17 protein-coding genes and 1 pseudogene are annotated in these 24135 nt (G+C 59.7%); 5 read left to right on the top strand and 13 right to left on the bottom strand.

The annotated features are described in order from the left end of the window. Nucleotides 1-55: 55 nt before the first annotated feature. From QRN60_RS24575 to QRN60_RS24620, 10 genes and pseudogenes are all read right to left on the bottom strand, one after another. Nucleotides 56-172, bottom strand: a pseudogene (locus tag QRN60_RS24575) (transposase); the annotation flags it as partial. A 66-nt stretch (nt 173-238) separates the two neighbouring features. Next, entirely contained in the window at nt 239-1357 is a 1119-nt protein-coding gene (locus QRN60_RS24580; protein ID WP_020810891.1) for an ABC transporter permease, read from the bottom strand. Further along, the gene (gene rbbA / locus QRN60_RS24585; protein WP_031234011.1) at nt 1354-4122 is read right to left on the bottom strand and encodes a ribosome-associated ATPase/putative transporter RbbA; all 2769 of its coding nucleotides are present in this window, start codon (nt 4120-4122) and stop codon (nt 1354-1356) included. The genes QRN60_RS24580 and rbbA overlap by 4 nt, the downstream gene beginning before the upstream one ends. An 11-nt stretch (nt 4123-4133) precedes the next feature. Beyond that, complete coding sequence (locus QRN60_RS24590; protein ID WP_020810889.1) at nt 4134-5198, bottom strand: HlyD family secretion protein; 1065 nt, start codon at nt 5196-5198, stop codon at nt 4134-4136. A gap of 405 nt (nt 5199-5603) precedes the next feature. Next, nucleotides 5604-6977: an alpha-glucosidase/alpha-galactosidase gene (locus QRN60_RS24595; RefSeq protein ID WP_129565204.1), complete on the bottom strand. Its 1374-nt coding sequence runs from the start codon at nt 6975-6977 to the stop codon at nt 5604-5606. A 21-nt stretch (nt 6978-6998) separates the two neighbouring features. Continuing rightward, entirely contained in the window at nt 6999-8666 is a 1668-nt protein-coding gene (locus QRN60_RS24600; RefSeq protein WP_284767150.1) for an ABC transporter ATP-binding protein, read from the bottom strand. A gap of 12 nt (nt 8667-8678) precedes the next feature. Then, nucleotides 8679-9815 carry an ABC transporter permease gene (locus QRN60_RS24605; protein WP_020810886.1) on the bottom strand — a complete coding sequence of 379 codons (1137 nt, stop codon included), beginning with the start codon at nt 9813-9815 and terminating at the stop codon, nt 8679-8681. Between the two features lies 1 nt (nt 9816). Then, on the bottom strand, nt 9817-10824 hold the full coding sequence (locus QRN60_RS24610) for an ABC transporter permease (protein WP_020810885.1): 1008 nt from the start codon (nt 10822-10824) through the stop codon (nt 9817-9819). A 144-nt stretch (nt 10825-10968) separates the two neighbouring features. Next, nucleotides 10969-13056, bottom strand: a complete 2088-nt coding sequence (locus QRN60_RS24615; RefSeq protein ID WP_031234010.1) for an ABC transporter substrate-binding protein — start codon at nt 13054-13056, stop codon at nt 10969-10971. Nucleotides 13057-13163: 107 nt separating this feature from the next. After that, nucleotides 13164-14630, bottom strand: a complete 1467-nt coding sequence (locus QRN60_RS24620; protein ID WP_020009828.1) for an alpha-glucosidase/alpha-galactosidase — start codon at nt 14628-14630, stop codon at nt 13164-13166. A 198-nt stretch (nt 14631-14828) separates the two neighbouring features. Between QRN60_RS24620 and QRN60_RS24625 the strand changes: the two genes are divergently transcribed. Both QRN60_RS24625 and QRN60_RS24630 read left to right on the top strand, forming a co-directional pair. After that, entirely contained in the window at nt 14829-15716 is an 888-nt protein-coding gene (locus QRN60_RS24625; protein ID WP_020810883.1) for an AraC family transcriptional regulator, read from the top strand. 77 nt (nt 15717-15793) lie between these two features. After that, the gene (locus tag QRN60_RS24630; RefSeq protein ID WP_003505634.1) at nt 15794-16255 is read left to right on the top strand and encodes a hypothetical protein; all 462 of its coding nucleotides are present in this window, start codon (nt 15794-15796) and stop codon (nt 16253-16255) included. A gap of 16 nt (nt 16256-16271) precedes the next feature. Here QRN60_RS24630 and QRN60_RS24635 read toward each other — a convergent pair whose 3' ends face one another. Genes QRN60_RS24635 through QRN60_RS24645 form a run of 3 tightly spaced genes read right to left on the bottom strand, consistent with a single transcriptional unit; the run spans nt 16272 to nt 20828 of the window. Further along, nucleotides 16272-17183, bottom strand: coding sequence for a DMT family transporter (locus tag QRN60_RS24635; RefSeq protein ID WP_111791442.1), 912 nt, complete (start codon nt 17181-17183; stop codon nt 16272-16274). Next, complete coding sequence (locus tag QRN60_RS24640) at nt 17180-19582, bottom strand: PIG-L family deacetylase (protein ID WP_111791830.1); 2403 nt, start codon at nt 19580-19582, stop codon at nt 17180-17182. Before QRN60_RS24640 ends, QRN60_RS24635 begins: the two co-directional genes overlap by 4 nt. Nucleotides 19583-19601: 19 nt before the next feature. Continuing rightward, nucleotides 19602-20828, bottom strand: coding sequence for an ROK family transcriptional regulator (locus tag QRN60_RS24645; RefSeq protein ID WP_111791444.1), 1227 nt, complete (start codon nt 20826-20828; stop codon nt 19602-19604). Between the two features lie 242 nt (nt 20829-21070). On the opposite strand from QRN60_RS24645, the gene QRN60_RS24650 reads away from it, so the two are divergent. The 3 genes from QRN60_RS24650 to QRN60_RS24660 are packed head-to-tail and all read left to right on the top strand — an operon-like array spanning nt 21071 to nt 24134. Further along, a complete protein-coding gene (locus QRN60_RS24650) occupies nt 21071-22336 on the top strand; it encodes a sugar ABC transporter substrate-binding protein (RefSeq protein ID WP_111791445.1) in 1266 nt (421 codons plus the stop codon). Nucleotides 22337-22353: 17 nt separating this feature from the next. Continuing rightward, nucleotides 22354-23295: a carbohydrate ABC transporter permease gene (locus QRN60_RS24655; protein WP_284767157.1), complete on the top strand. Its 942-nt coding sequence runs from the start codon at nt 22354-22356 to the stop codon at nt 23293-23295. Further along, nucleotides 23292-24134 (top strand): carbohydrate ABC transporter permease, encoded by an 843-nt coding sequence (locus QRN60_RS24660; protein WP_003505628.1) that lies wholly within the window; start codon nt 23292-23294, stop codon nt 24132-24134. Before QRN60_RS24655 ends, QRN60_RS24660 begins: the two co-directional genes overlap by 4 nt. The last annotated feature ends 1 nt before the right edge of the window (nt 24135 follow it).

Consider the following 24135-nt stretch of genomic DNA (forward strand, 5'->3'; position numbering starts at 1 on the left):
ACCCGTGTCAAACCGCTTCAACATCAAGCTTGCAACGGGGGAACAGTCCATAGATATAAAACGTTGCTTCTGAAATTCCGTGCTTGCGGCAGAGGTCGGCCACCTTCGCGCCAGCCTCCTGCTCCTTCAGCACCGCAATAATCTGCTCTTCCGTAAATCTCTGCTTCTTCATTCGTCCGTCCTTTAATGGGCCGGACTCTAATCCAATCTGGAGGAAATTCGCAGTGGCAGGTCATCGTCAGCGCAGGAACCGCCTGAAACGGCGAAGCGCAAAAACGAAGAGCGCGGAGCCGATGGCCAGCAGCGCCAGCAATTGCGGCCAGACCACATCCAGCCCCGCCCCTCTGAAAAGCACCGATTGCGCCAGAATGACAAAATGGGTGTTTGGCGCAAGAAGCATGATGTACTGGATGATATCAGGCATGCTTTCACGCGGCGTCATGGCGCCCGAGAGCACCTGCAGCGGCAGCAGGAACAGGATCAGCAACATGCCGAATTGCGGCATGGAACCGGCGACGGTCGCGAGGAATATGCCCATTGAGGTCATGGCGAAGAGTTGCAATGCCGTTCCGAGCAGGAAAAGCGAAAGCGAGCCTTCGATCGGAATGGCGAGCAGCCCCCTGACGACCACGAACAGGGAAAATGCCGAGGCCACCAGCACGACGAGGCCCATGGACCAGACCTTGCTGAGCATGATTTCCAGCGGCGTGACCGGCATGACCAGCAGATGCTCGACCGTGCCGTGCTCCCGCTCGCGAATGAGCGCCGCCCCCGTCAGCACGATCGACAGCATGGTGATGGCGGTGATGATATTGTTGATCGAGCCGAACCAGGACTTGTCCAGCTCCGGGTTGAAACGGGAGCGCAGGGTGAGGTCCACCGGCACCGCAGTCGCACCGCGATAACGGTTGACATATTCCTGAACTTCGCTGGTCACGATGCTCTGCACATAACCGCCGCCGCTGAAGGCCTGGCTCATGCGGGTGGCGTCGATATTGAGCTGGATGGCCGGCTGCTGACCCGCCATCAGCCGGCGCTGGAAATCCGGAGGGATGTTGAGCGCGAAAGTATCGAGCCCGGCATCCATGCGCTTGTCCATTTCCGCGATGGAAATCTGCTTCGGCGGTGCGAAATAGGGTGGATAAAACGCCGTACTGATGCGGCCGGAAAGCGGTGACTGATCCTCATCGACAATGGCGATGGCGGCATTGTTCAGCGTTTCCGGCAGCGCGCTGGAGCCGGTGTAGATCTGCAGCGTGAAGGCATAGACAATCAGGAGCAGCAGCATGCCGTCACGCGCAAGGCCACGCAGTTCCTTGATGCCGAGCTGGAAGATGTTGGACGAAAACAGCCTCATGACGCCTGTTTCCTCAAAAGTGCGGCACCGGCACTAAGCAGCAGCGGAATGGCTATGATGAGCGGCAGGAACGAGCCGGAAAGCCCGGCGAAATCAAGCCCCTTCGAAAAGGTCCCGCGCGAAATGGTCATGAAATAGGTGGCCGGATAGATGTTACCGATAAAGGCGCCGGCGCCCTGCAGCGAGGAGACGGGATCGATCATGCCCGAATATTGCGTGGCCGGAATGAGCGTCAGCAGGGCCGTGCCGAAAATCGCTGCGATCTGGCTCTTCATGAAGGATGACATGAGAAGGCCAATGGAGGTGGCGATGATGACGTAGAGCAGCGCTCCCGCCGCATAGGCGAGATAACTTCCGGTGAAAGGCACCTGGAAGACGAAGACCGCAAATGCCGTCAGAAGCAGGAAATTGAGCATGCCGAGGGCGACATAGGGAAGCTGCTTGCCGATCAGGAATTCCAGCCGCGTGGTCGGCGTCACATAGAGATTGACGATGGAGCCAAGCTCCTTTTCCCTGACGACGCTGAGCGCCGCCAGCATGGCGGGAATAAGCATGAGCAGCAGCGGAATGACCGCCGGCACCATGGCGACGAGGCTTTTGACATCAGGATTGTAACGATAGCGCGTCTCGATGCTGAAGCTGTTCTGTGTGGCGGCGCTGCCGTAAATCTCGGCGGCCTTCCGCGCAAGCCATGTCTGGTGCATACCCTGCACGTAACCGCGCACCGTCTCGGCGCGCTGCGGCATGGCGCCGTCGATCCAGGCGCCCACCTCCACCGTCTTGCCGCGCAAGACATCCCGGCCAAAGCCGGGGGGAATTTCAATGGCAAGGCTGAGTTCCCCATCACGCATGCGCCGATCCATATCGGCATAGTCGCGGATCGGTTCCTTTTCGATGAAATAACGGGAGCCGGCAATATCGAGCACGTAGTCACGGCTGATGGTGGAATCGTCGCGGTCCAGCACCGCAAAGGTCAGGTCCTCGACATCGAGATTGATGCCGTATCCGATGACAAACATCAGGATAACGCTGCCGAGCACCGCCAGCGTTCCGCGAATGGGATCACGCTGCAATTCCAGCGCCTCACGGCGGGTATAGCTGAACATGCGCCTGAAATCGAAAAACCTCTTGCGGACGGGGGCGGCATGTTGTGTCGTGGGCACCTCAGCTGCCGGAGCGGACGGTGCAACGGGTTTCACTTTTTTCACACCCGAGGCATCCTCGAGATAGGCGACGAAAGCCTCTTCAAGCGTTGCGGCATTGCGGCTTTTGGTAATCGCATCAGGCGTATCGCTGATCAGCACCTTGCCGGCATGCATCAGCGAAATACGGTCGCAGCGCTCCGCCTCGTTCATGAAATGGGTGGAGATGAAGATGGTGACATTGTCGTTGCGCGAGAGATCGGCAAGGATTTGCCAGAACCCGTCGCGCGCCACCGGGTCGACACCGGAGGTCGGCTCATCGAGGATGAGAATGTCAGGCGAATGGATCATCGCCACCGCCAGCGACAGCCTCTGCCGGATGCCGAGCGGCAGGTCGTCCGGCAGGGTTTCCATGACCGCGCCGAGATCGAATCGCTCCGCCATTTCGGCGATACGCGGCTGAATGGTGTCTTCCGGCAGCTTGAACAGGCGGGCGTGAAGATCGAGGTTCTGCCGCACCGTCAGTTCTGAATAAAGCGAGAAGGCCTGGCTCATGTAACCGACGCGGTGGCGGATCGCCATGTCGCTCGCATCCACCTTGTGCCCGAAGAGCTTGGCCTCGCCTTCGCTGGCCGCCAGAAGCCCGGTCAGCATCTTCATGGTGGTGGATTTTCCGCAGCCGTTCGAACCGAGAAAGCCGAAAATCTCGCCGCGCGGAATCTTGAAGCTGACATTGTCGACGGCGGTGAAATCACCGAAGCGCATGCTGAGATGCGACGCCTCGATGGCGTAATCGCCCTCACCCGTCACCTTGCGCGGCGCGATATGGACCTCGTGGTAACCCTTGCGCTTTTCTTCGGGAAGAAGCGCGATGAAGGCTGCATCGAGATTGGGTGCCGACGTGCGCTCGAGAAGTTCGGCGGGCGAACCGGTAGCCAGTATTTTGCCGCCATCCATGGCGACCAGCCAGTCGAAACCGGCGGCCTCTTCCATATAGGCCGTGGCGACGATGACGCTCATGCCCGGACGCCCGGCCCGGATGGAATCGATCAATTCCCAGAACTGCCGGCGCGACAGCGGGTCAACGCCTGTGGTCGGCTCATCGAGGATAAGCAGGTCCGGATCGTGGATCAGCGCGCAGCAGAGCCCGAGTTTCTGCTTCATGCCGCCGGAAAGCTTCATCGCGGGGCGATCGGCGAATGGTTCGAGGCCGGTGCTCTTCAGCAATTCGGCAATGCGCGCCTGCCGCTCCCTGCTGCCCTGTCCGAACAGCCTGCCGAAAAAGTCGATATTCTCGAAGACGGACAGGGTGGGGTAAAGGTTCTTGCCAAGACCCTGCGGCATATAGGCGATACGCGGGCAGGTATCCTCACGGTGGCGCGGATCGGACATGTCGCCACCCAGAACCTCCACCTTGCCCTTCTGGATGGCCCGCGCGCCGGAGACGAGCGACAACAGGCTCGACTTGCCGACGCCGTCAGGCCCGATGAGCCCTACCATCCTCCCTGCGGGAATCTCGACCGATATATCGGCCAGCGCAATAGTGCTTCCGAAGGTCAGCCGCACATCGGTCAATCGCGCGACCGGTGCGTTCCTGTCATTCGTTGCGGGAGGCGCGACCATGGTGGCCACCGTCACTTGACGAGATTGCGTTCGAGGTTTTCCGGCCAGGCGGCCTGCGGATCAAGCCGTACATAGGCCATGCCGGGCAGTCCGGTTTTGACATACTGGATATATTTCTGCAGCAGTTCCTGCGGAATTTGCGCCCGCACCCGGAAGGTGAGCTTCTGGCGTTCCTCTTCGGTTTCAACCGTCTTCGGCGTGAACTGCGCGACATCGGCCACAAAGGAAACTTTCGCCGGGATGGTGTATTGCGGTGCCGCATCCAGTATCAGGCGCACATCGGAGCCCATGGACGTGCGGCCAGCCTCTGCCGTCGGCAGGAAGAAGGTCATGTAGACGTCTCCGAGATCGACGAGGTTGAGAACCCGTCCACCGGCGGACAGCACTTCTCCGGGCTGGGCGATCCTATATTGCACGCGGCCGTCGCGGGGCGATTTCAGCGTCGCATCGGCTATGTCAGTCTCAATGCTTTCAATATCGGCCTGCGCCGCATCGACAGCCGCCTCGGCATCAACGATCTGCGCTTTGGCCGCGTTGATTGCCGCATCGGAGGCGGCAAGCGAGGCCTGCGCGGAGGCGAGTGTGGCGCGGGCGGACAGCTCGGCGGCTTCACCGTCGTCGACGATCTGCTGCGAAACGGCATTGCCCGTCAGCAGCTGCTTCGAGCGCGCATAGGTCTTGGAGGCGGAATCAAGCTGGGCCTTGCGCTGTTCCACGATCGCCAGCGCCGAGGTCTTCTCCGCCTCCCGCTGTGCGACAAGGCTGTTGGCCGTATCGATTGCTATTTTCGCACGGCGAAACTGTGCTTCCGCCTGACGCTTCCGCGCTTCCAGCTGGGCGGTGTCCATCTGCGCCAGCACCTGTCCGGCCTTCACGAAATCGCCTTCGCGCACCATGATGTCCTGAAGGCGACCGGCGGTCTTGGTGGAAATGTCGATCTCGACCGCCTCGATCCGACCGTTGCTGGACGCGAAACCGGAAGGCAGCCCCTCCCCCTTCAGCTTCGACCAGGCAAAGTAAGCGGCAACGGCAACAGCCAGAACCACCAGACCAATGAGCAAGCCTTTTTTAGACATCCGTCTTCCCCATGAACCCTTCAGGTTTCAACCGTAATACGTAAAAACCGAAGAAGCCAGCCACCATCGCGTTTAGAATTCGCACCCGACATTTCTCCTAGCCAAGCGAGAACAGATCGGGTCAAGGGCTGTTTAGGTGTCGTGGTGTTTCGTGGCCTTGACACAAGTCAAATGGGCCCAAGGATGTTTCGGGCAGGAAGCTGGGAGGGTGCAAATTGCGCTCGTCAAACGTTCTGCTGCTGTCGTCGCGACTGTCCAGAGGTTGCTAACACCACACTCGTCGTCATCCACGGGTTTGACCCGAGGATGACGACGGAGAGGTTTTAGGGCCACTGCCGGAAGTCCCGAAGGCAAGTGCGTTTCTCACAGCCGCCTTCGGACTTCCGGGCAAAGACAGGGCCAACCTTAAACCGCCCGCGCCCGCTTCACTTCCACCTGCGTCCATTCCGGCAGCCAGTCGCGATGGGCCAGCAGCAGATCGTCCACCAGCGACCATATCTGGTCGAGGTCGAGTTCGGCTGCGGTATGCGGGTCCATCATCGCGGCATGGAAGATATGCTCGCGATTTTCGCTCATCAGCGCCCGAACCGTCAGTTCCTGCACATTGATGTTGGTGCGCATCAGCGCTGTCAGTTGCGGCGGCAATTCGCCGATGAAGGTCGGCTGTATGCCGTTATGATCGACCAGACAGGGCACTTCCGCCGCGCAATCAAATGGCAGCGAGGTGATGCAGCCATTGTTGCGCTGGTTGCCGTAGATGACAGAAGGCTCGCCGGTCCAGACCGAGTTGATGATGGAGGAAGCATATTCCTTCGATTGTTTGACCTCGATCTTCTCGGCCGAACGATAGGCCGCCGCCTGCCCTTTCCAGCGCTCGATCTGCTCGATGCAGCGCTTCGGATATTCATCAAGCGGGATGCCGAATTTCTCGATCAGGTCTTCGCGTCCTTCCTTGATGAAATAGGGCGTATATTCGGCAAAATGCTCGGAACTTTCGGTAACGAAATAACCGAGCCGCGTCAGCATCTCGTAACGCACCTTGTTGGGGCAGCGCGGGTTCCAGCCGGGCTTTGGCGCACGGCCTTCGCGATAGGCGCGCACGAGATCGGGATAAAGGCTCCTGTAGCTGCCATCCGGCTGGCGATGTTCGAATTCGAGGAAAAACGCCATGTGATTGATGCCGGCCGAACGGTAACGGATTTCCTCGTATGGGATATCGAGATCATGGGCGAGTTCCATGGCCGTGCCCTGAACCGAATGGCAAAGACCCACCTGCCGGATCGTCGGGTACTTCTCGGCAATCGCCCAGGTATTGATCGCCATGGGGTTCACATATTGCAGCATGATCGCGTTCGGGCAGACGGCCAGCATGTCTTCGCAGATCTTCCACAGATGCGGCACGGTGCGAAGACCGCGCATGATGCCGCCGACGCCGAGCGTATCGGCAATGGTCTGGCGCAGGCCATATTTGCGCGGCACCTCGAAATCGGTGACCGTGCAGGGCTCGTACCCGCCTATCTGAAAAGCGACGACGACGAAATCCGCGCCGGCAAGCGCCTTTTTCTGGTCGGTATAAGTCTCGGCCTTCGCCTTTGCCCCCAGCGTCGAAATCAGCTTGTTGACGACGATGGCGCTTTCTTCCAGCCTTTCACGGTTGATATCCATGAGTGCGATGGTGGCGCCCGAAAGGGCCGGACGCTGCAGCACGTCGCCGACGATGTTCTTCATGAACACCGTGGAGCCTGCGCCGATAAATGTGATCTTGGGATCTCTTGCCATGTCTACCTCCGGCATTGGAATTCAAGCGATTTCGAAGGCGGCCCGTACAAGCCGCTGAGTATATTCTGTGTTTGGGTTTGTCAGCACATCCTCGACAGGACCTTGCTCAACGATCTGCCCGCGCTGCATGACGATGACGCGGTGGCAGAGCGCGCGAACCACTTTCTGGTCGTGGGAGATGAACAGGTAGCTCAGACCCCGCTCGTCCTGCAGCTTGCGCAGCAGATCGATGATCTGCGCCTGCACGGAAAGATCGAGCGCCGAGGTCGGCTCATCGAGCAGGATGAATTCCGGCTCCAGCGCCACGGCGCGCGCAATGGCGATGCGCTGGCGCTGGCCGCCTGAGAACTCATGCGGGAAACGTGAGAGGATGTTACCGGGCATGCCGGCCGCCTCCAGCGCATCACGCACCCGGTCCAGCCTTTCTGTCTTGGTCCGGCCAAGGCCGTTGATGATCAGCCCTTCCTCGATGATCTGGCCGATGGTCATGCGCGGATTGAGCGACGCGAAGGGGTCCTGAAACACGATCTGCATGCGCGAACGCAGGGGCCGCATCTCAGCGCGGGAGCGGCCATCGACCCTCTCCCCATCAAAGATCACCTCGCCGCCCACCGGTTCGTTCAGCCGCAGCAGGGATTGGCCGAAGGTCGTCTTGCCGGAACCGGATTCGCCGACGAGGCCCAGAGTCTCGTGCCGATTGAGGGTGAGCCCCAGGCTGTCGACGGCGATCAGTTCCTTCAGTTCCGGTTTGAACAGTCCGCCATAACGCATCATGAAGGAGACACGCACGCCGCTTGCCGTGAGCAGCACGCCGGAATTCTCCGGCAGCGGCTTTGCCGTTCCCTGCGGTTCGGAAGCGAGCAGCCTTTTCGTGTAGGGGTGCTGCGGTGCTGCAAACAGCTGTTCGGTGGTGTTATGTTCGCGCATCTCGCCATGCTGCATGACGTAAACGTAGTCGGAAAACTGCTTCACGATCGTCAGGTCATGGGTAATGAGCACCACGGCCATGCCGCGTTTTTTCTGCAGATCGCGGATAAGGTTGAGAATCTGCGCCTGCACCGTCACATCGAGCGCGGTGGTGGGTTCATCAGCAATCAGCACATCAGGATCGTTGGAGAGCGCCATGGCGATCATCACACGCTGCCGCTGGCCGCCGGAAAGCTGGTGCGGATATTGTTTCAGCCGCGCTTCCGGTTCCGGTATCTGCACCTGCCGCAGAAGATCGAGCGCCCTTGCCTCCGCTTCCTTGCGGCTGAGTTTTGAGTGCACCCGGATCGCCTCGACGATCTGGCTGCCGATCGTATAGATCGGGTTCAATGAACTCATCGGCTCCTGAAAGATCATCGAAATGCGATTGCCACGCAGCGCCCGGCGCTGGCGTGATGAGAATTTCAGGATGTCCTCGCCGTTGAAGCGCACCACCGCCGATTTCGAAATCGTTGCCCGCTTCGTCAGAAGGCCCATAACGGTGCGAGCCGTGACGGATTTCCCCGAACCGGACTCGCCGACGATTGCGATCGTCTCGCCGCGATAGAGCTGGAAGGAAATATCTTTCACCGCCTCCACCGTTCCGTGCTCCACCTTGAAGGTCACGGCAATGTTGCGGGCATCGATAATGGCATTGTCCTTGCGGTCATCGGCATCGAGGCGGATGGCGGGGGCGTAGGCGTTGTTCTGGGCAGCTACCATGTCACGCTCCTCTCAATAGGGATCGACGGCGTCACGCAGGCCGTCGCCCAGCGCGTTGAAGGCAAAGACGGTGACCAGCACGAACCCGACCGGCGCGAGGATCCATGGATAGGAACCGATGACGGAATAGGTCGCGGTATCCTGCAGCATCAGCCCCCAGGAGATGAGCGGCGGTTTCACCGCAAAACCGAGGAAACCGAGGAAGGATTCGAGCAGCACGACGCTCGGAATATGCAGGGTGACGGCGACGATCACGTGGCTCATCACATTCGGCAGAATGTGCTGGAAAATGATGCGCCGGTCGGTGGCCCCGACGGCAATCGCCGCCCGGACATAATCGATACGCGCCAGCGCCAGCGTCTTGCCGCGCACCTCGCGTGACATCTGCGCCCAGCCGAGCGCCGACATGACACCAACCACGAAGACGAGGAAAACGGTGGTCGGTGCGGTGACGGGAATGAGCGATGTCAGCGCGAGATAAAGCGGCAATTGCGGAAAGGCGAGCACCACCTCCACGAAGCGCTGCACCCAGGCATCCAGCGGCCCGCCGAAATACCCTGATATCAAGCCGACACTGGTGCCGATGACGGTGACGATGGCAACGACGCTAAGCGCAATCGCGAGCGAGATGCGCGAACCATATATGGCGCGCGACAGCACATCGCGCCCGAACTTGTCGGTTCCGAGAAAATGCACCGGCTGGCCGTCGGTCGAGCCGAAGAAGTGACGGCTCATCGGGATGAGGCCCAAAAGCCTGTATTCCGCGCCTTCGACGAAGAAGCCGAGATAGACGGGATTGTCGTAGTCCGGCCCGACGATAGGCTGGAACGTCACCGGATCGAGTTCTTCGGTCTCGGCAGTCGCATAAACCCGGGGGAAAGGACTGATATTGCCGTCCTTGTCAGAAAAACGCACCACCTGCGGCGGCGAGAAGCTGGCATTGGTTTCCAGCGGGTTCATCGGCGCGAAGAAATCGGCGAAAATTGCGATCAGGATCAAGAGCACGACCAGCACCAGCCCCAGCATGCCGGTGAAGGACCGCCTTAGACGCCGCCATACCAGGGCGAGATAGGACTCGTTGCCCTGCGTGCCGCGTTCGGGCTTGGGGGTGGCGGTGGTTTCGGTCTTCATGTTGTCAACGGCCACCATCTCAAGCCCTCCCGAATTCGCGAACGCGCGGGTCGAGCATGGCGAGCAGCATGTCGGCGATGATGTTGCCGACGATCAGCGTGGCGGCGAGCACCATCATGAAGGTCGCGGTGACGTAGACATCCCCCACCGCCATGGAGCCGACAATGGCCGGACCGACGGTCGGCAATGCGAAGATGATGGCGGTCTCGATTTCGCCGCTCAGCATATAGGGCAGCACAACGCCCTGATACATGACGAGCGGGTGCACCGCATTCGGCACGGCATGGCGCATGATGACCGCGCCTTCCGAAAGACCCTTTGCGCGCGCCGTTTCCACATATTGCGCATTCAGCGTATCGAGCAGATTGCCGCGCATCACCCGCATGTTGTAGGCGAGGCCGCCGAAGACGGCGATGGCGACCACCGGCCAGACATGGCTGACCAGATCGACAAATTTGCCCCACGACCACGGCGCACCGCCATATTGCGGCGAGAAGAAGCTGCCGATCTCAGACACATCGAAATGAAACACCATCAGATAGACAAGGATCAGCGCCATCAGGAAGCGCGGGATGGTCATGCCGAGAAAGGCGATGGTGGAGAGCAGGTTGTCGACCCAGGAATATTGCCGCGTAGCGGCCCAGATTCCGAAGGCGATGCCGAGAACAGATGCGAAGATGTGGCAGACCAGCGCCAGCGCAATGGTGCGCGGCAGGCGTTCGCCAACCACATCGGCGACCGGCTTGTTGTAGTAGAAACTGTAGCCGAAATCGCCACGGGTGATGATACCGCCGATCCAGTTGAAATATTGCATCACGAGCGGCTTATCGAGGCCGTGTTCGATACGATAGGCCTGCGCCTGCGCTTCCGCCTGTTCGAAGGAAGCCCCGCCCTGGTTCATCAGCTGCGAGCGGATGTAGTCTGCATAATCGCCGGGCGGCGCCTGAATGATGGCGAATGTCACCACACTCAGGATCAGCAGCACCGGAACGGCGGAGCCTATGCGTATCGTCAGGAATCTCAGCATCGAACGGTCTTCCTCCGTTTGGATGGGCCGTGTGTCTCCGGCCGCGCTTCACGCGCGACCGGTACCGGGTGTGCTCCGGGAGGAGTACTTCAAGGTATTCGCATTTCCGGACGGAAACCGGGGTCCGGTTTTTCTGGAAATGCTTTAGTTGATCGGGCCGCCCTCACCCGGCTTGCCGGGAAGCTGCTGCGGGAAGAGTTCGTATTTGCCCTGCTTGTCGGCCGCGACCCACAGCCGTTCGCGGATGATGGAATCTTCGGCCCAGTTGAACATGAAGATCGGCGTACCCTGCGGCACGTTGGAGAACCGCTTGTTGACGATGAGCGCGCCGGGATATTCGGTGAGGCCAATCGTATAGAGGTTCTGCGTGTAGACCTTCTGATATTGCTTCATCAGTTCCGCCCGCTCGGCATTGTCCTGCGAGGAAATAAACTTGCGTACCAGATCGGCCATCTCTTTCTCGAACGGCATCAGATCGAGTTCCTTGCCCTCGGGCGAGCGGTGGTTCCAGCTTGTGCGGGGGCCGACGGGTGCCAGCTGCTCGGTATTCTGCACCACGGAGGAAAGCTCGGTGGAGTTGCGGCGCACCAGCCAGTCGAACTGCCCGCCATAATGGGCGGCATCGCGCTGGTTGGAATCGAGGCTGTTGATGACGACGCGCAGGCCGAGTTTCGCCATCTGGCCAACGAGACCTTCCGCAAGGCTCTTGTCCGTCGCGTAGCCGTTATTGACGAGAAGGGTAATCTCGACATTGCGGCCGCCGAGCGTTTCCTTGGGGAAATTCAGGAACCCATCGCCATCGGTGTCCTTCAGGCCGATTGAGGCGAGCGAGGCCTTGGCGGCTTCGAGGTTGAAGGGGTAATAGACCGTGGAGGCGCGATCATAGAAGCTGGTGCCAGACGAAATGCCGCCCGGATAGATCGCCGTGAAAGGCCCCTTCACAAGCGAGTCGCCGATCGCCTTTCGATCGAGAGCGGAAGTGACCGCCTGGCGAAATACCTCATTGCGGTTCAGCTCACGAATGGCCTGTCCGCGCTCATCCGGATTGCCCCAGCCATTGGCGGAAAAGTTCATCTGCAGATTATAGCCGATGAGGCGCGGCCCAAAGGCAAGGCGGGCCGGCGCATTGGGATCTGCGGCGCGTTTCAGTGATGCGACGAAATTCTCCGGCTGTTCAAGATTGGAGAAATCGCCCGAGCCCGCAACGGCCTGCACATCGCGGTCCGCCCAGGTGGAAAGCTTGTAGTGGACCTCGTTGAGATAGGGCAGCTGCTGGCCCTTTTCATCGACCTTCCAGTAATAGGGGTTGCGCCGCAGCACGATGAGATCGTCCGGCCGATATGACACAGGCACCCATGCGCCCATGACCGGCATGTTCATATACTCAGGCGGGAAAGCGTTCTTGAACTGGTTATAGGTGTTCTTGGAATATTTCGGATGCTGGGGCTTCAGAATATGCGACGGCCCGGGGCAGAAGCTCGGATAGGCCATGGTGTAGAGATATTGCTTGGGAAAGGCAGCCTTGAAGGTCCATTGGACGGTGTAATCATCGACCTTCTTCAGCGTCGTTCCCTCACCGAAAGCCTCCGGCGAGGCGCCGCCGCCAAGCGGTGAAACATTGGGGTCGATGACGGCATCTTCCCAATAGAATATCACATCATCGGCGTTGAAGGGTTCACCGTCCGACCATTTGGCCCCCTTGACGAGATGCATCGTCAGCTTGTGGCCGTCTTCAGACCATTCCCAGCTTTTCGCCAGATTGGGCAGCGGCTCGGTATCCTTGGCATCCACCTGGAAAAGCGGCGCGGTACGCGTCAGGCATTCGGAAAGGGCGATATCGATGCCGCCCCAGCCCTGGCTCTGGCCGGCAATATAGTTCCAGCCCTCCGGCCGGCCGCCGACCACATGGCGCATGGTATCGCCATAAACGCCCATACCGTCAGGCATGTTGCCGGTCTTGTAGACGAGTGGTTCTTCCGGCAGGCGTTCCTTCAGCGGCGGCAGCTTGCCGGTCTTTTCGAATTTCTCGCTGACCCAGTCCGGCTCGCTGTAGTCAGGCAGCGCCTTGAATTCGAGGATCGAGTCGCGCGCCACGTAATTGATCTTGCCTTCGGCCGGAAATTGCGGCGGCTCGGGCGGCGTGGTGGTCTCGAAGGCATTCGCATTGAGTGCGATCATCGAAACACTGAGCCCCAGTGCCGAGATGATACCGATCTTGCGTTGAAGTAACATCGTCATTCCTCCCAAATGGCAGCTCTTCGACCGCCCACCCTCTGTGATCGTTCCGGTCGTGGCGGCGGACTCCCTTCCGCCGCCAGACCTGTTCCCATGTCTTTTCCTCAAACAGCCTTTTTCAGCGCCGATTTCTCGGCGCGCAATTCCTCGATGGAACGCACGTTGCGGCGTGCGGCGCCGGCCCAGTCGCGGGTCTTGACGCTCGATGTCGCAAGCCGCTCCTTCGCCGCCGGTACGGCATCGGCATATTGCGGCAGCCAGCGCGCTTGCGCGACAACCATCTCGTCCACCATCTGCCAGACCTCCTCCGGCGTGGCGACGGCGCCCACCAGCGGGTCATGCAGCACGGCGAGCTTCAAAAGATCGATATCGCCGCTCACCGCCGCATGGACAGACATGCGCTGCACATTGATGGAGGCCATGCAGGTGGCTGCACAGGCTTCCGGCAATGTTACGCCCGAGACCATGTTGATGCCGAAACGGTCGACAAAGCCGGGCGATTCGATGATGGCATCCGCCGGCAGATTGCTGATGACGCCATTGTTCTTGACGTTGAAATGGCCGCGATAGACCCGTCCCGTCTCCAGCGCTTCCAGAATATGGCTTGCGTGTTCATTGGAGCGCTTGGCCGGATCGATCGGCTTGGCGGCTGAGGCGAGGAACTGCGGAAACTCCGTTTCGAACCAGTTGCGCGTCTCGGTGGAGTGACGCAGATAACCGCCGGTTTCGCCGTGAATCCAGTCGGACATGTCAATCCAGCGGGAGATTTCATCCGGGCGCTTGCGATACCACGGCAGATATTCGGAGAGATGGCCGTTGCTTTCGGTCGAATAGACGCCGAAACGCTTCAGCACGTCGATGCGCAGCTTCTCCTGCTGCGAAAAGACCGGATGCGCTTCGAAGGCCGCGACCAGCTCATCCTTGCCGATCTTGCGGCCGTTAAGCCTCAGATCGATGAACCATGTCTGGTGGTTGATGCCCGAGCAGATGTAATCGAGTTCGGAGGGGGATTTCGCACCGAGGATTTCGGCGATCTGTTCCGCGCCATGCTGCACGCCGTGGCAGAGGCCGACCGTATCCACCTTGCCGTATTCGATGGCCGCCCAGGTATTCATGGCCATGGGGTTGGCGTAGTTCAGGAATTTCGCACCCGGTGCTGCGACTTCGCGTATATCCTTGCAGAAATCGAGAATGACCGGAATGTTGCGCTGACCATAGAGAATGCCGCCGGCGCAGATGGTATCGCCCACACACTGGTCGATGCCGTATTTCAGCGGAATGCGGATGTCGTCGGCATAGGCTTCGAGCCCACCGACCCGCACGCAGCTGATGATATATTTCGCGCCCTCCAGCGCCCGGCGGCGGTCCGTATGCGCTGTCACCTTTACGGGAAAACCATTGGCCTCAACGACCTTGTCGAGGATCGCCCTGATCATATCCAGATTGTGCTGGCTGATATCCGTCAGCGCGACTTCGATGTCGCGAAACTCCGGTACGCACAGGAGATCGGTGAACAGTTTTTTCGTGAAACCGACGCTGCCTGCGCCAATAATAGCGATTTTGAAACTCATAACGCCACCTCTGTTGCAAATCGAACGGGTGAAACGGGCCGAAGGATCATGAAATGGCGCTGCAGGAAAATACCCGTGAGAATCCCGGAAAACCGGCCTTCCTCCCAAATTTTTCAGCAACAATATCCCGCTGGCTGTCTCCTCGGATCGGGATTATGCGTATAAAGTTCGATAGAACCAGAGAAGGATTATGCTTTCATGGGTAATTTTGTGCTGCAGGATTTGATCGATCAGGGGCCCTGCATGCGAACCGTCTCGCTGCCGCGCGGCCGCCAGACGCTGCACACCATGCCGACCAGCAGCGGTTATGAAATCCGCCGCAGCGGCAATTACGACTGGGACGGGCGCAAACGCGGCCAGACGCCTTTTACCGTGCTGCAATATTGCATCGCCGGACAGGGCAACCTCCGTTACGAAAACCGCCACTATGTGGTGAGGCCGGGCGAAACCCTGCTGCTGCTCATTCCCCACAATCACCGCTACTGGCTGGAAGAGGGCAAGGAATGGGAATTCTTCTGGATTTCCATGAATGGCGAGGAAGCTTTGCGCATTCACCGCAATATCCTCTCTGTCACCGGCCCCGTCTTCAAACTCAAGTCCGAGACGGTGGACCAGCTCGCCGAATGCTGCTCAAGACTCGTCAATGGCGCGGAGACACCAGGCGCTGCCTCGGCCGTCGCTTACGAGGCGGCGATGACGCTTTATGATGATGTCTTCGGTTCGCACCCTTCCTTCGGCGGCGAATATCGCACGATGCAGCAGGTGCTGAGCTACATAGACGGGCACCTTGGCGAACGGCTGTCCGTCAGCGACCTTGCTGATGTGGCGGGCTTGAGCCGCGCGCATTTCTCCCGCATCTTCACGGCAAGCGAAGGCATGCCGCCTGCGGAATTTGTGCTGCAACGGCGCCTGCGCCGGGCGGCCAAGCTTCTCACTTCGGCTGCGAACATTCCCATCAAGGAGGTATCCGTGCTTTGCGGCTTCGAGGATCCGAATTATTTTTCCAAGGTCTTCCGCAGGCTCTACGGCACCAACCCGAGCGAATTCCGCACCACCGGCATGTATGCGAGCGTTCGGCAGAACTGACAGAAAATGCGACTTGGTTTTGACATGTTTCAGGCGATTAAGGATAGGCGTTACGCCCTTTTTGGAGACTGATCGAGGTGAACAGCAAAATCCGGACGATCCTCGTCTTTCCGATCAGGGCAATCATAATTTTCGCCCTTGTTCTCGACGGCATTTTCCGCCCGCTCTACCGGCCGGTCATCAGGGCCATATCGAACCTGACATTTATCCAGCGGCTGGAAAGCCGCATCGAGCGACTGCCGCGCCTTGCCATTCTCCTCTGTCTTGCCGTTCCCTTTGCGATTGCCGAACCGATGAAGATCGTCGGCCTCGTCCTCATTGCCCATGGCGCCTTCAAGTCGGGTCTGGTTCTGACGATCCTTGCCCACCTTTCCACCTTCCTGATTGTCGAGCGCATCTATCATGCGGGCCGGGAAAAGCTCCTCACCTATGGCTGGCTCGCCTGGATCATGCGCTATGTGCGTTTCGCACGTTCGTTTTACGACCGCTTCAAACTTGCGGCGCTGAACTGGATCCGGCTCCGGGTCCTTGCGCAATAGAGATAGAGCGCAACCGTCAGCCTTTGCGGCGCAGCCTTTTCAGCAGATATTCCGCAAGGGCAGTCGATTGCAGCGACACGAGAATAATGACGATGCCGAACACCACGCGGGTTTCAGGCACTTCATCGAACAGAAAATATCCGACAGCAATCACAAACAGGATCGACAGATAGCTGACAGGCGCAAGCACACTGGCATCCGCGATACGATAGGCCCGCAGGAAACAATATTGCCCCATCTGCGCCAGCAATCCGATGCCGAGCAGCGGAACCCAGTCGAATGACGCAACCGGTTTCCATGTCCAGATCGCCGGAACGGCGGTAATGACGGCAAGGCCCACCGTGTAGAACACCATCATGACCGTGGTGTTCTCCTGCCGCAGCGCGCGGGTCTGGATCACCGCAAACGCCCCGAACACCACCGACACCAGAACAACAATCACACCCGCGCCAAACTCCGTACCGCCCGGCCCGATGACGACCAGAACGCCTACAAATGCAAGACAGGCACCCGTCCAGCGAAAACGGCTCACGCTTTCGCCGAGAAAGGCGACGGCCATCGCCATCGTCACCAATGGCCGGGAGAAACCGACGGCATTGACGGTCGCAAGCGGCAAAAGGGTGATGGCGATGAAATTGCTGGTGAGTGCGATGGCGTTGCAGCAGATGCGGAAAATATTGCGCCAGGGATATTTGACGCGCAGCATTTCTCCCCTGTGCCGCCAGATGAGCGGCAGGATGAACATCAAACCGATCATCGCCCTGATAAAGACCAGCTGGAAGGCGGGATAGGTGACGCCCTGCGCCTTGACGAGCGCAGTCATTCCGCCCGCAACAAGGGTCATGTCCAGCAACAACCAGCCAATGCCCGCGCGCGTATCCGTCTCGCGCGGGTTTTGCTGTTCTTCGCTCTGGGTGTCGCCATTCACGCCGGCTGCACAAGATTGGCCATGAGGCGGAAGGCCCCGGGCACAAGCTTGTCCATCTGGTGGTGCAGCACGAGACTGGTATGGGTATGCCGGCCCTTGCCGATGACACCCGAAACCAGCGCACCCTTGAGCGGCTGTTCATCGACATCATGCATGGCGAGCAAGGGCTCGTAGACATCATCCCAGCGCGCAGCGAAATAGAGCCCGCGTTCCTTGTCCCAGCCCGCCCAGTCGGCAGCATCGATCCTGTTGGGGCCGGCAAGCAGCGGATGTTCGGGCGCCAGCACCGTTACCTCAGCCTGCGGGTCGGTCACACGCCAGCGCAAGGAAGGTTTGCCGATCTCAAGCCGCCTCACAGGCGTCGTCTCCGGGTTCCATCCGTCGGTCGGCCGGTGATAGAGCGTGACGAGATGACCGCCATCCTCGACGAAACGGTGAAGCCTTTCCGTTGCGGCGGCCAGATCCTTGCGGATGCCGAAGGCAAAGATGCCGATAACGATCGTCGTGAAGGACGACAGGTCACCGCCCAGCGCCTGGGCATCGAGTTCGGTGACATCAAGACCCATGCGCGACAGCCAAAGACCCACCCTGTCGGCACCGCCACCGACATAACCGACGCGTGCGCCCTCGGGCAGCTTGAGGTCCAGTGACAGGATTTTCAAAACGGACGGCGCCAGAAACCTTGCCCTGCCGATATGCGGATAGGCGATGGGCGTGATCTGGAAAGCGGGTTGTGAACCGACAAGCGCTTCGATCTGGGCAAGGCCTGCCTTCGCATCGCCGGTGCGTTCCGCAATCCAGTCGCCGCCGTTTCTGCGCAGGTTCCAGCCGCCCGTATTCCTGAACGACAGCGGCGCATCGGCACCCTTTACATGCGCCTGAAAGACATGGACGTCCTGCCCCTTTCCAAGCGGAACCAGAAGGGCATCCGGCGCGATCGTCAGCGACTGCGCGGGCGTTACGAAAAACGGTTCTTCCAGATCGAAGGCGGCCGAGACCTTTCTGCCCCCAACCGTTGCGGAAAGCAGCAGAGAGGCATGGCCATTGCCGCCCGAGGCTTTCCAGTCGGGCTGGTAAAGCCCGGAAACAGCAGCATCCTTATCGGCGACAAGCGAAAAGACCAGCGTCTCACCACGCGACTGAACGGATGACGACACCCCTGATGGCAGGACCGGCGTGACCTCAACATTAAGTTCAGCCGCCCTGTCTGAAAGCTCCACCGAAAGAACCGACGTTCCGCCCGGAACGATCTCTGCCGGCTCGGCATAGGCCCGTTCGAAAACATCGAGCGCCGTCAGGATAGCGGCATCAACCTGCGCCCGCTTGCGCGCGATCCGATGGCCGTGCAGCTCCTTGAAATCCGCAGCTGCGGTTTCGTCAACCTTCTGCAAAAGCGCCGCCGCCGCAAGAAGCAACGCCGTGATCCGCTCCCTGTCGGGAAAGGCCGAGATTGCTTCGCTTATCGCCTGTTCCGCTTTGACCAGCGCCTTTGCCAATTCCGAATCCAGCCCGGGGAAAGCCGCAAGGTCAGACAGGGAAGACGGCAGGCTGTCGAGGATCGAGTGCTCTTCGCCCGCCGCTTCACTGGCGAGTTCCAGATGCAGCGGCCAGACCTCCTGCGCCCGCTTCGGCCAATGCCCCATTCCCTGCGACGCATGATAATAACGCGACCATTCGCCGATGCGGTCATATTGCGCACCGGTGGCCGCCTCCTTGCCCGGAGCATTGACTATCAGCGTAGTCTCCGGCGGCGGCACTTCGTCATCATAGGTGTCGCCACCGCCAGACCATGCGGGAAGGTAATATTTGGCCACCTTCCACGGTTTCAGCCCCTCGGCGAAATGCTCGGGATAGGCCGCAGGGTCAGCGGCCAGCGTGATCGCGCTTTTCGCCGCCCGCGTCATGGCCCGGTGGTGCCCATGTTGTCCCGGCACATCGAGAAATGTCGGAATGACGATATCCGGCCGCTCCTTGCGGTAGGCGCGAACCAGCCGCTCGACAATGCGCTGCTGCCCCCAGCGGCCGAAGGTCTGGTCGCCATCCTTGGAAAAACCGAAGTCGTGAATGATGTCCGCCGGACCATGGCCGAGCCAGCTGATATCAGCATCGATGACGCGGGCAGCCTCCTCCAGCTCCCGCGACCGGATGACGCCAAGCGCGCCCAGCCGTTCCGGCCCCAGCGCATTCTGCCCGCCCTCGCCGCGTGTGGAGCAGGCGATGATGATCCGCATGCCCAGTTCCATGCGGAAATAGGCAAGAAGTCCATTCTGCTCATCGTCGGGATGCGCGCCGGTGTGCATGACGGTGACGGTGGATTTAAGCGCGCTCAGCTTGCGATGCAGGCGAATGAGCCACGGATCGGCCATCTGCCGTTCGATGCGCTCCCGAGGGTTAAGCATGGGCGGTCTCCTCCAATATTCAGCCGGGTGCCTGCGCTGCAGCTCCCGGGGATGTCTCGAGTTTTGGTGTGACGATGTCGAACAGCGGCAAGGCGGCGGCACCGAGCGCCGCAGTCAATTGCCCGGACTTGCCGTGGATGACCCGTGGCAATTCCCGTTGCCGCCGGCTCGCGACCGAGGTCGGCAAAGGCCCCATCCGCGCAATGATCTCGCTGATGATGATCTCAGGCAGCGCGCCGCCGAGAATGACCGTCTGGGGATCGAGAATATTCTCGAGCATCGCAACCATGGGCGCGAGATGGACGGCGGCCTCCTCTATCCATTCCATCACCACCGGATTGCCAGCCCTGAACAGGGCTTCCAGATCATCAAGTTCCGTATCCGCGACACCCGCGCAGACAAGCTTTTCCTTCAGCACATAGACTGAGGCATAGGCCTCCAGACACCCTCTTTGCCCGCAGGAGGGGCAAGGCCTTCCCTTCGGTGAAACGGTCACATGGCCGATTTCGCCGGCATTTCCGAACGCACCGCGATAGGGCGCGCCATCCTGAATGATGCCGAGGCCGATACCGACGCCGAAATAGATCATGCAGAAATTCGGGATGGCCAGCCCCGCACCGAACAGCCGTTCCCCGACCGCTGCCGCAGTCGCATCGTTTTCGACCACGACCGGCTGACCGCAGGCTTCGCCCAGCATCTGCCGGGCATCAATGCCGCCCCAGCCGGAAAGCGTCGTCGGCCCCACGGAGGTCATGCCATCAATCTCGAAGGGACCGGGCATGACAACCCCGGTGCCAAGCAGCCTGCAGCCGAGATTTTTCGCGACAGCGGCATGCTCGGCGGCAAAGGTCTTGAATATGGCGTCCGGTGTCGTGTCCTTGAGAGGGGTAACACGATGAGTACGCAACACGCCGGCAAGATCGAGGCCTACGGTGACCATATGGTCGGCGGCGATTTCCATACCGATCGTCGCGCCGCCATCTGGATTGACGGCGAACTGGATCGGCGGCTGGCCCCTGCCCGTGCGACGACGGCCGAGTTCCTTCAGCAATTCCTCGCCCATCAGTTCATCAACGATATTGGCGACCGCCTGCGGCGTCAGATGTGTGATCTTGGCAATCTGGGCGCGGCCGAGCGATCCGTGCCGCCGGACGATGTCTAAAACGACTCGCCTGTTATGTTCGCGGCTCCGCTCAGGATTTTTTCCGATTGCTACGGGATAAGCGTCTACCGTGTGCACCGTCATCTCTTCAACTTCCCGTCTCTTATAAAATTCATAGCGTCGAATTGACGATAAGCGCAATATAATAATTCAAGTAAATTATCTTATTGACAAACGCGCGCCTTCAGAGAACCGTAGAGGGCGACCGGGGGTCAGGCTTGTTTGGGGCGGAAGAGGAAACTCCGCAGCCGGCAAATCGATGAGCGCGCGCGAAAGCGCGGATAAAGGGAACGATCACTCCGCATCCGGAAGACCGGACGGAGGAAATGGAGGCTTACATGCGCAGGGCAACTCTGTTCGCCGGCTTGGTTGCCGGTTTCAGCACATTTGCATTCAACGCCGCGCAGGCGGTTGAAATCGAATATTGGCAATATGTCTTCGACACACGCGTAAAAGCCATGGACGAGCTGATCGCGGAGTTTCAAAAGGCCAACCCTGACATCACCGTCAAGCAGGTGACCTTTCCTTACGCCGACTACCAGACCCGCGTGATTGCGGCCAACATGTCCGGCAAGGGGCCTGACGTGATGCAGCTGTTTTACGGCTGGCTGGACAAGTTCGCAGCCGGCGGCATCTTGCAGCCGCTGCCGGCAGACGCTTTCCCGCATGACAAGATCGAAAGCGAATTCTTCCCCATCATCAGCGCCATGAAGCGTGGCGACGACTATTATGGCCTGCCGACAGCAGTTCGTTCGCTCGCCCTGTTCTACAACAAGAAGCTCTTCACCGAGGCGGGCCTCGATCCAGCCAATCCGCCGAAGACGCTCGATGAGTTCGTCGCAGCCGCGGAAAAAATCGCCAAGCACGACGCCGCAGGAAACCTCACCGTCGCCGGGTCCACACTCGACATGGGCGGCCAGGACCACCAGTGGTGGCGTGAAGTCCTCATTCGCCAATATGGCGGTGAGCCCTATACCGATAATGACCAGAAGGTCGCCTATAATAGCGAGCCGGGCATTCAGGCCCTGAAATTCTACACCAGCCTGCAGCTTGAAAAGAAGATCGGCCAAGTGGGTTTCATGGATGAGGGCCAGGCGGCCTTCCGCGCCGGTAAGGCCGGCATGACCATCGATGGCACCTTCCGGCTGGGCTCGTTCCGCACCATCAAGGATTTCGAGTGGGGCGTGACCGAACTTCCCACCAATGACAAGAATATCCGCTCCAACTATGCCAGCTACTTCGCCAATGGCATCAGCGCCAAGACCACGGGTGAAGAGCTTGAGGCCTCCAAGAAGTTCCTCGCCTATATCTCTTCCCCGGAAGCCATGGCGATCTGGCTGAAGACGGTGGGCGAGTTGCCGGCACGGCGCTCGGCGGCGCTGACCGAAGAAAACCTGAAGGACCCGATCTACGCACCGTTCCTGAAGGGTCTGGAATATGCCCATACGACACTGTTCATGGATGAGGCGGCCCAGCGGCAGAACGCCATCGACATGACCAACCGTGTCCTGCTCGAGGGCCAGCCGGTCGAGGATTCCATCAAGCAGGCCGCCGAGGCCGAGCAGGAAATCATCGACGCGGCGAAACCCTGAAAACCGCAGGTCCAACCATGACAGCGATAGATCAACAGGGGGCGGCATCCGGCCGCCCCGGCGGCTCCTTCGGGGATCGCCTTTCCATGCGCACGAAACGGCTTTTGTGGATCTGGAGCTTTCTGGCGATCCCGATCCTCTTCTACAGCGTCATCCGTTTTTACCCGACGCTACAGGCCTTCTATCTGTCCTTCACCAACTGGGACCTTCTGCGGCCAGCGAAGTTCATCGGCATCGCCAATTATGTGAAGCTGTTCAAGGACCCGCAATTCTGGAAGGTATTCAAGAATACCTTCACCTATCTCATCGTCGGCACGCCGATCAGCCTGGTGCTGGCTTTTGTCATCGCCTTTTATCTTGACCGGGGCCGCATCCTGCACGGTTTCATCCGCGCCCTTTATTTCCTGCCCTATCTGACGACCGCAGCGGCCATGGCCTGGGTCTGGCGCTGGTTCTACCAGCCGCCGCCGATCGGCATCATCAACGATGTGCTTGGCATGATCGGCATTCCGCAGCAGCCCTTCATCCGCTCCACCGATCAGGCGCTTTATTCGGTCATGGTGACAGCCATCTGGGCGGGGCTCGGTTTCCAGATCATCATCTTCATGGCGGGCCTGCGCGCCATTCCGACGACATTCTACGAAGCCGCCCGCATCGACGGGCTCGGCGAATGGGCGATCCTTCGAAAGATCACGCTGCCGCTCCTGAAACCAACCACCGTTTTCCTCGTGGTGTTTTCCTCCATCGGCTTCCTGCGCATCTTCGACCAGGTCTACAACATGACCACCAATGATCCGGGCGGACCGCTCGGCTCAACCAAGCCGCTGGTACTGATGATCTACCAGACCGCGTTCAATTCCTATGCGATGGGCTATGCCGCAGCACAGACGGTCGTCCTGTTCACCATTCTTCTTGTCGTATCGCTGGTCCAGCTCTGGGTCCTGAGGGAAAAGAAATGAGCGAAGCGCCGCCACTCTCCCACGCCCGCATCCGCCCCGGCCGCATCGTCACCTGGACGCTGCTGTTCATCGGCGGCCTGATCATGGTCTCACCGCTGCTCTTCATGTTCTCGACCTCGTTCAAGACGGCGGACCAGGTCTATGATCTCAGGCTCATCCCGGCCGCGCCGACGCTTGCGAACTATATCACGGTCATGGCCGACGGCCGTTTCCTGCGCTGGTTCTTCAACTCCATGCTGGTCGCGGTCATCGTCACTGTTTCCAACTGCTTCTTTGACAGTCTGGTCGGCTACACGCTGGCGAAATTCGAGTTCCGCGGCCGTTATTTCATCTTCCTCGCCATCCTGTCGACGCTGATGATACCGACCGAAATGCTGGTTATTCCCTGGTATCTGATGTCCAGCCAGCTGGGCTGGCTCGACAGCTACTGGGGGATCATGTTCCCGGGAATGATGACGGCGTTCGGCACCTTCCTCATGAAGCAGTTTTTCGAGACGGTTCCGAACGACTTCATCGAGGCCGCACGCGTCGACGGTCTGAACGAATTCCAGATCTGGTGGAAAGTGGCCCTGCCGCTGGTGACGCCTGCTCTTTCGGCGCTGGCAATCTTCACCTTCCTCGGCAACTGGACCGCCTTCTTCTGGCCGCTGATCGTCACGACAAGCAAGGAGCTTTACACCCTGCCAGTCGGTCTTTCGAGCTTTGCCGTGGAACAGCAGATCCAGTGGGAAATGATCATGACGGGCGCAGCCATTGCGACCATCCCCACCCTCATCGTCTTCATCGTCCTGCAACGCTACATCGTTCGCGGTGTGATGCTGGCGGGCCTGAAAGGATAAC

The organism is Agrobacterium sp. CFBP2214, assembly GCF_030209895.1.
Taxonomy (GTDB): domain Bacteria; phylum Pseudomonadota; class Alphaproteobacteria; order Rhizobiales; family Rhizobiaceae; genus Agrobacterium; species Agrobacterium radiobacter.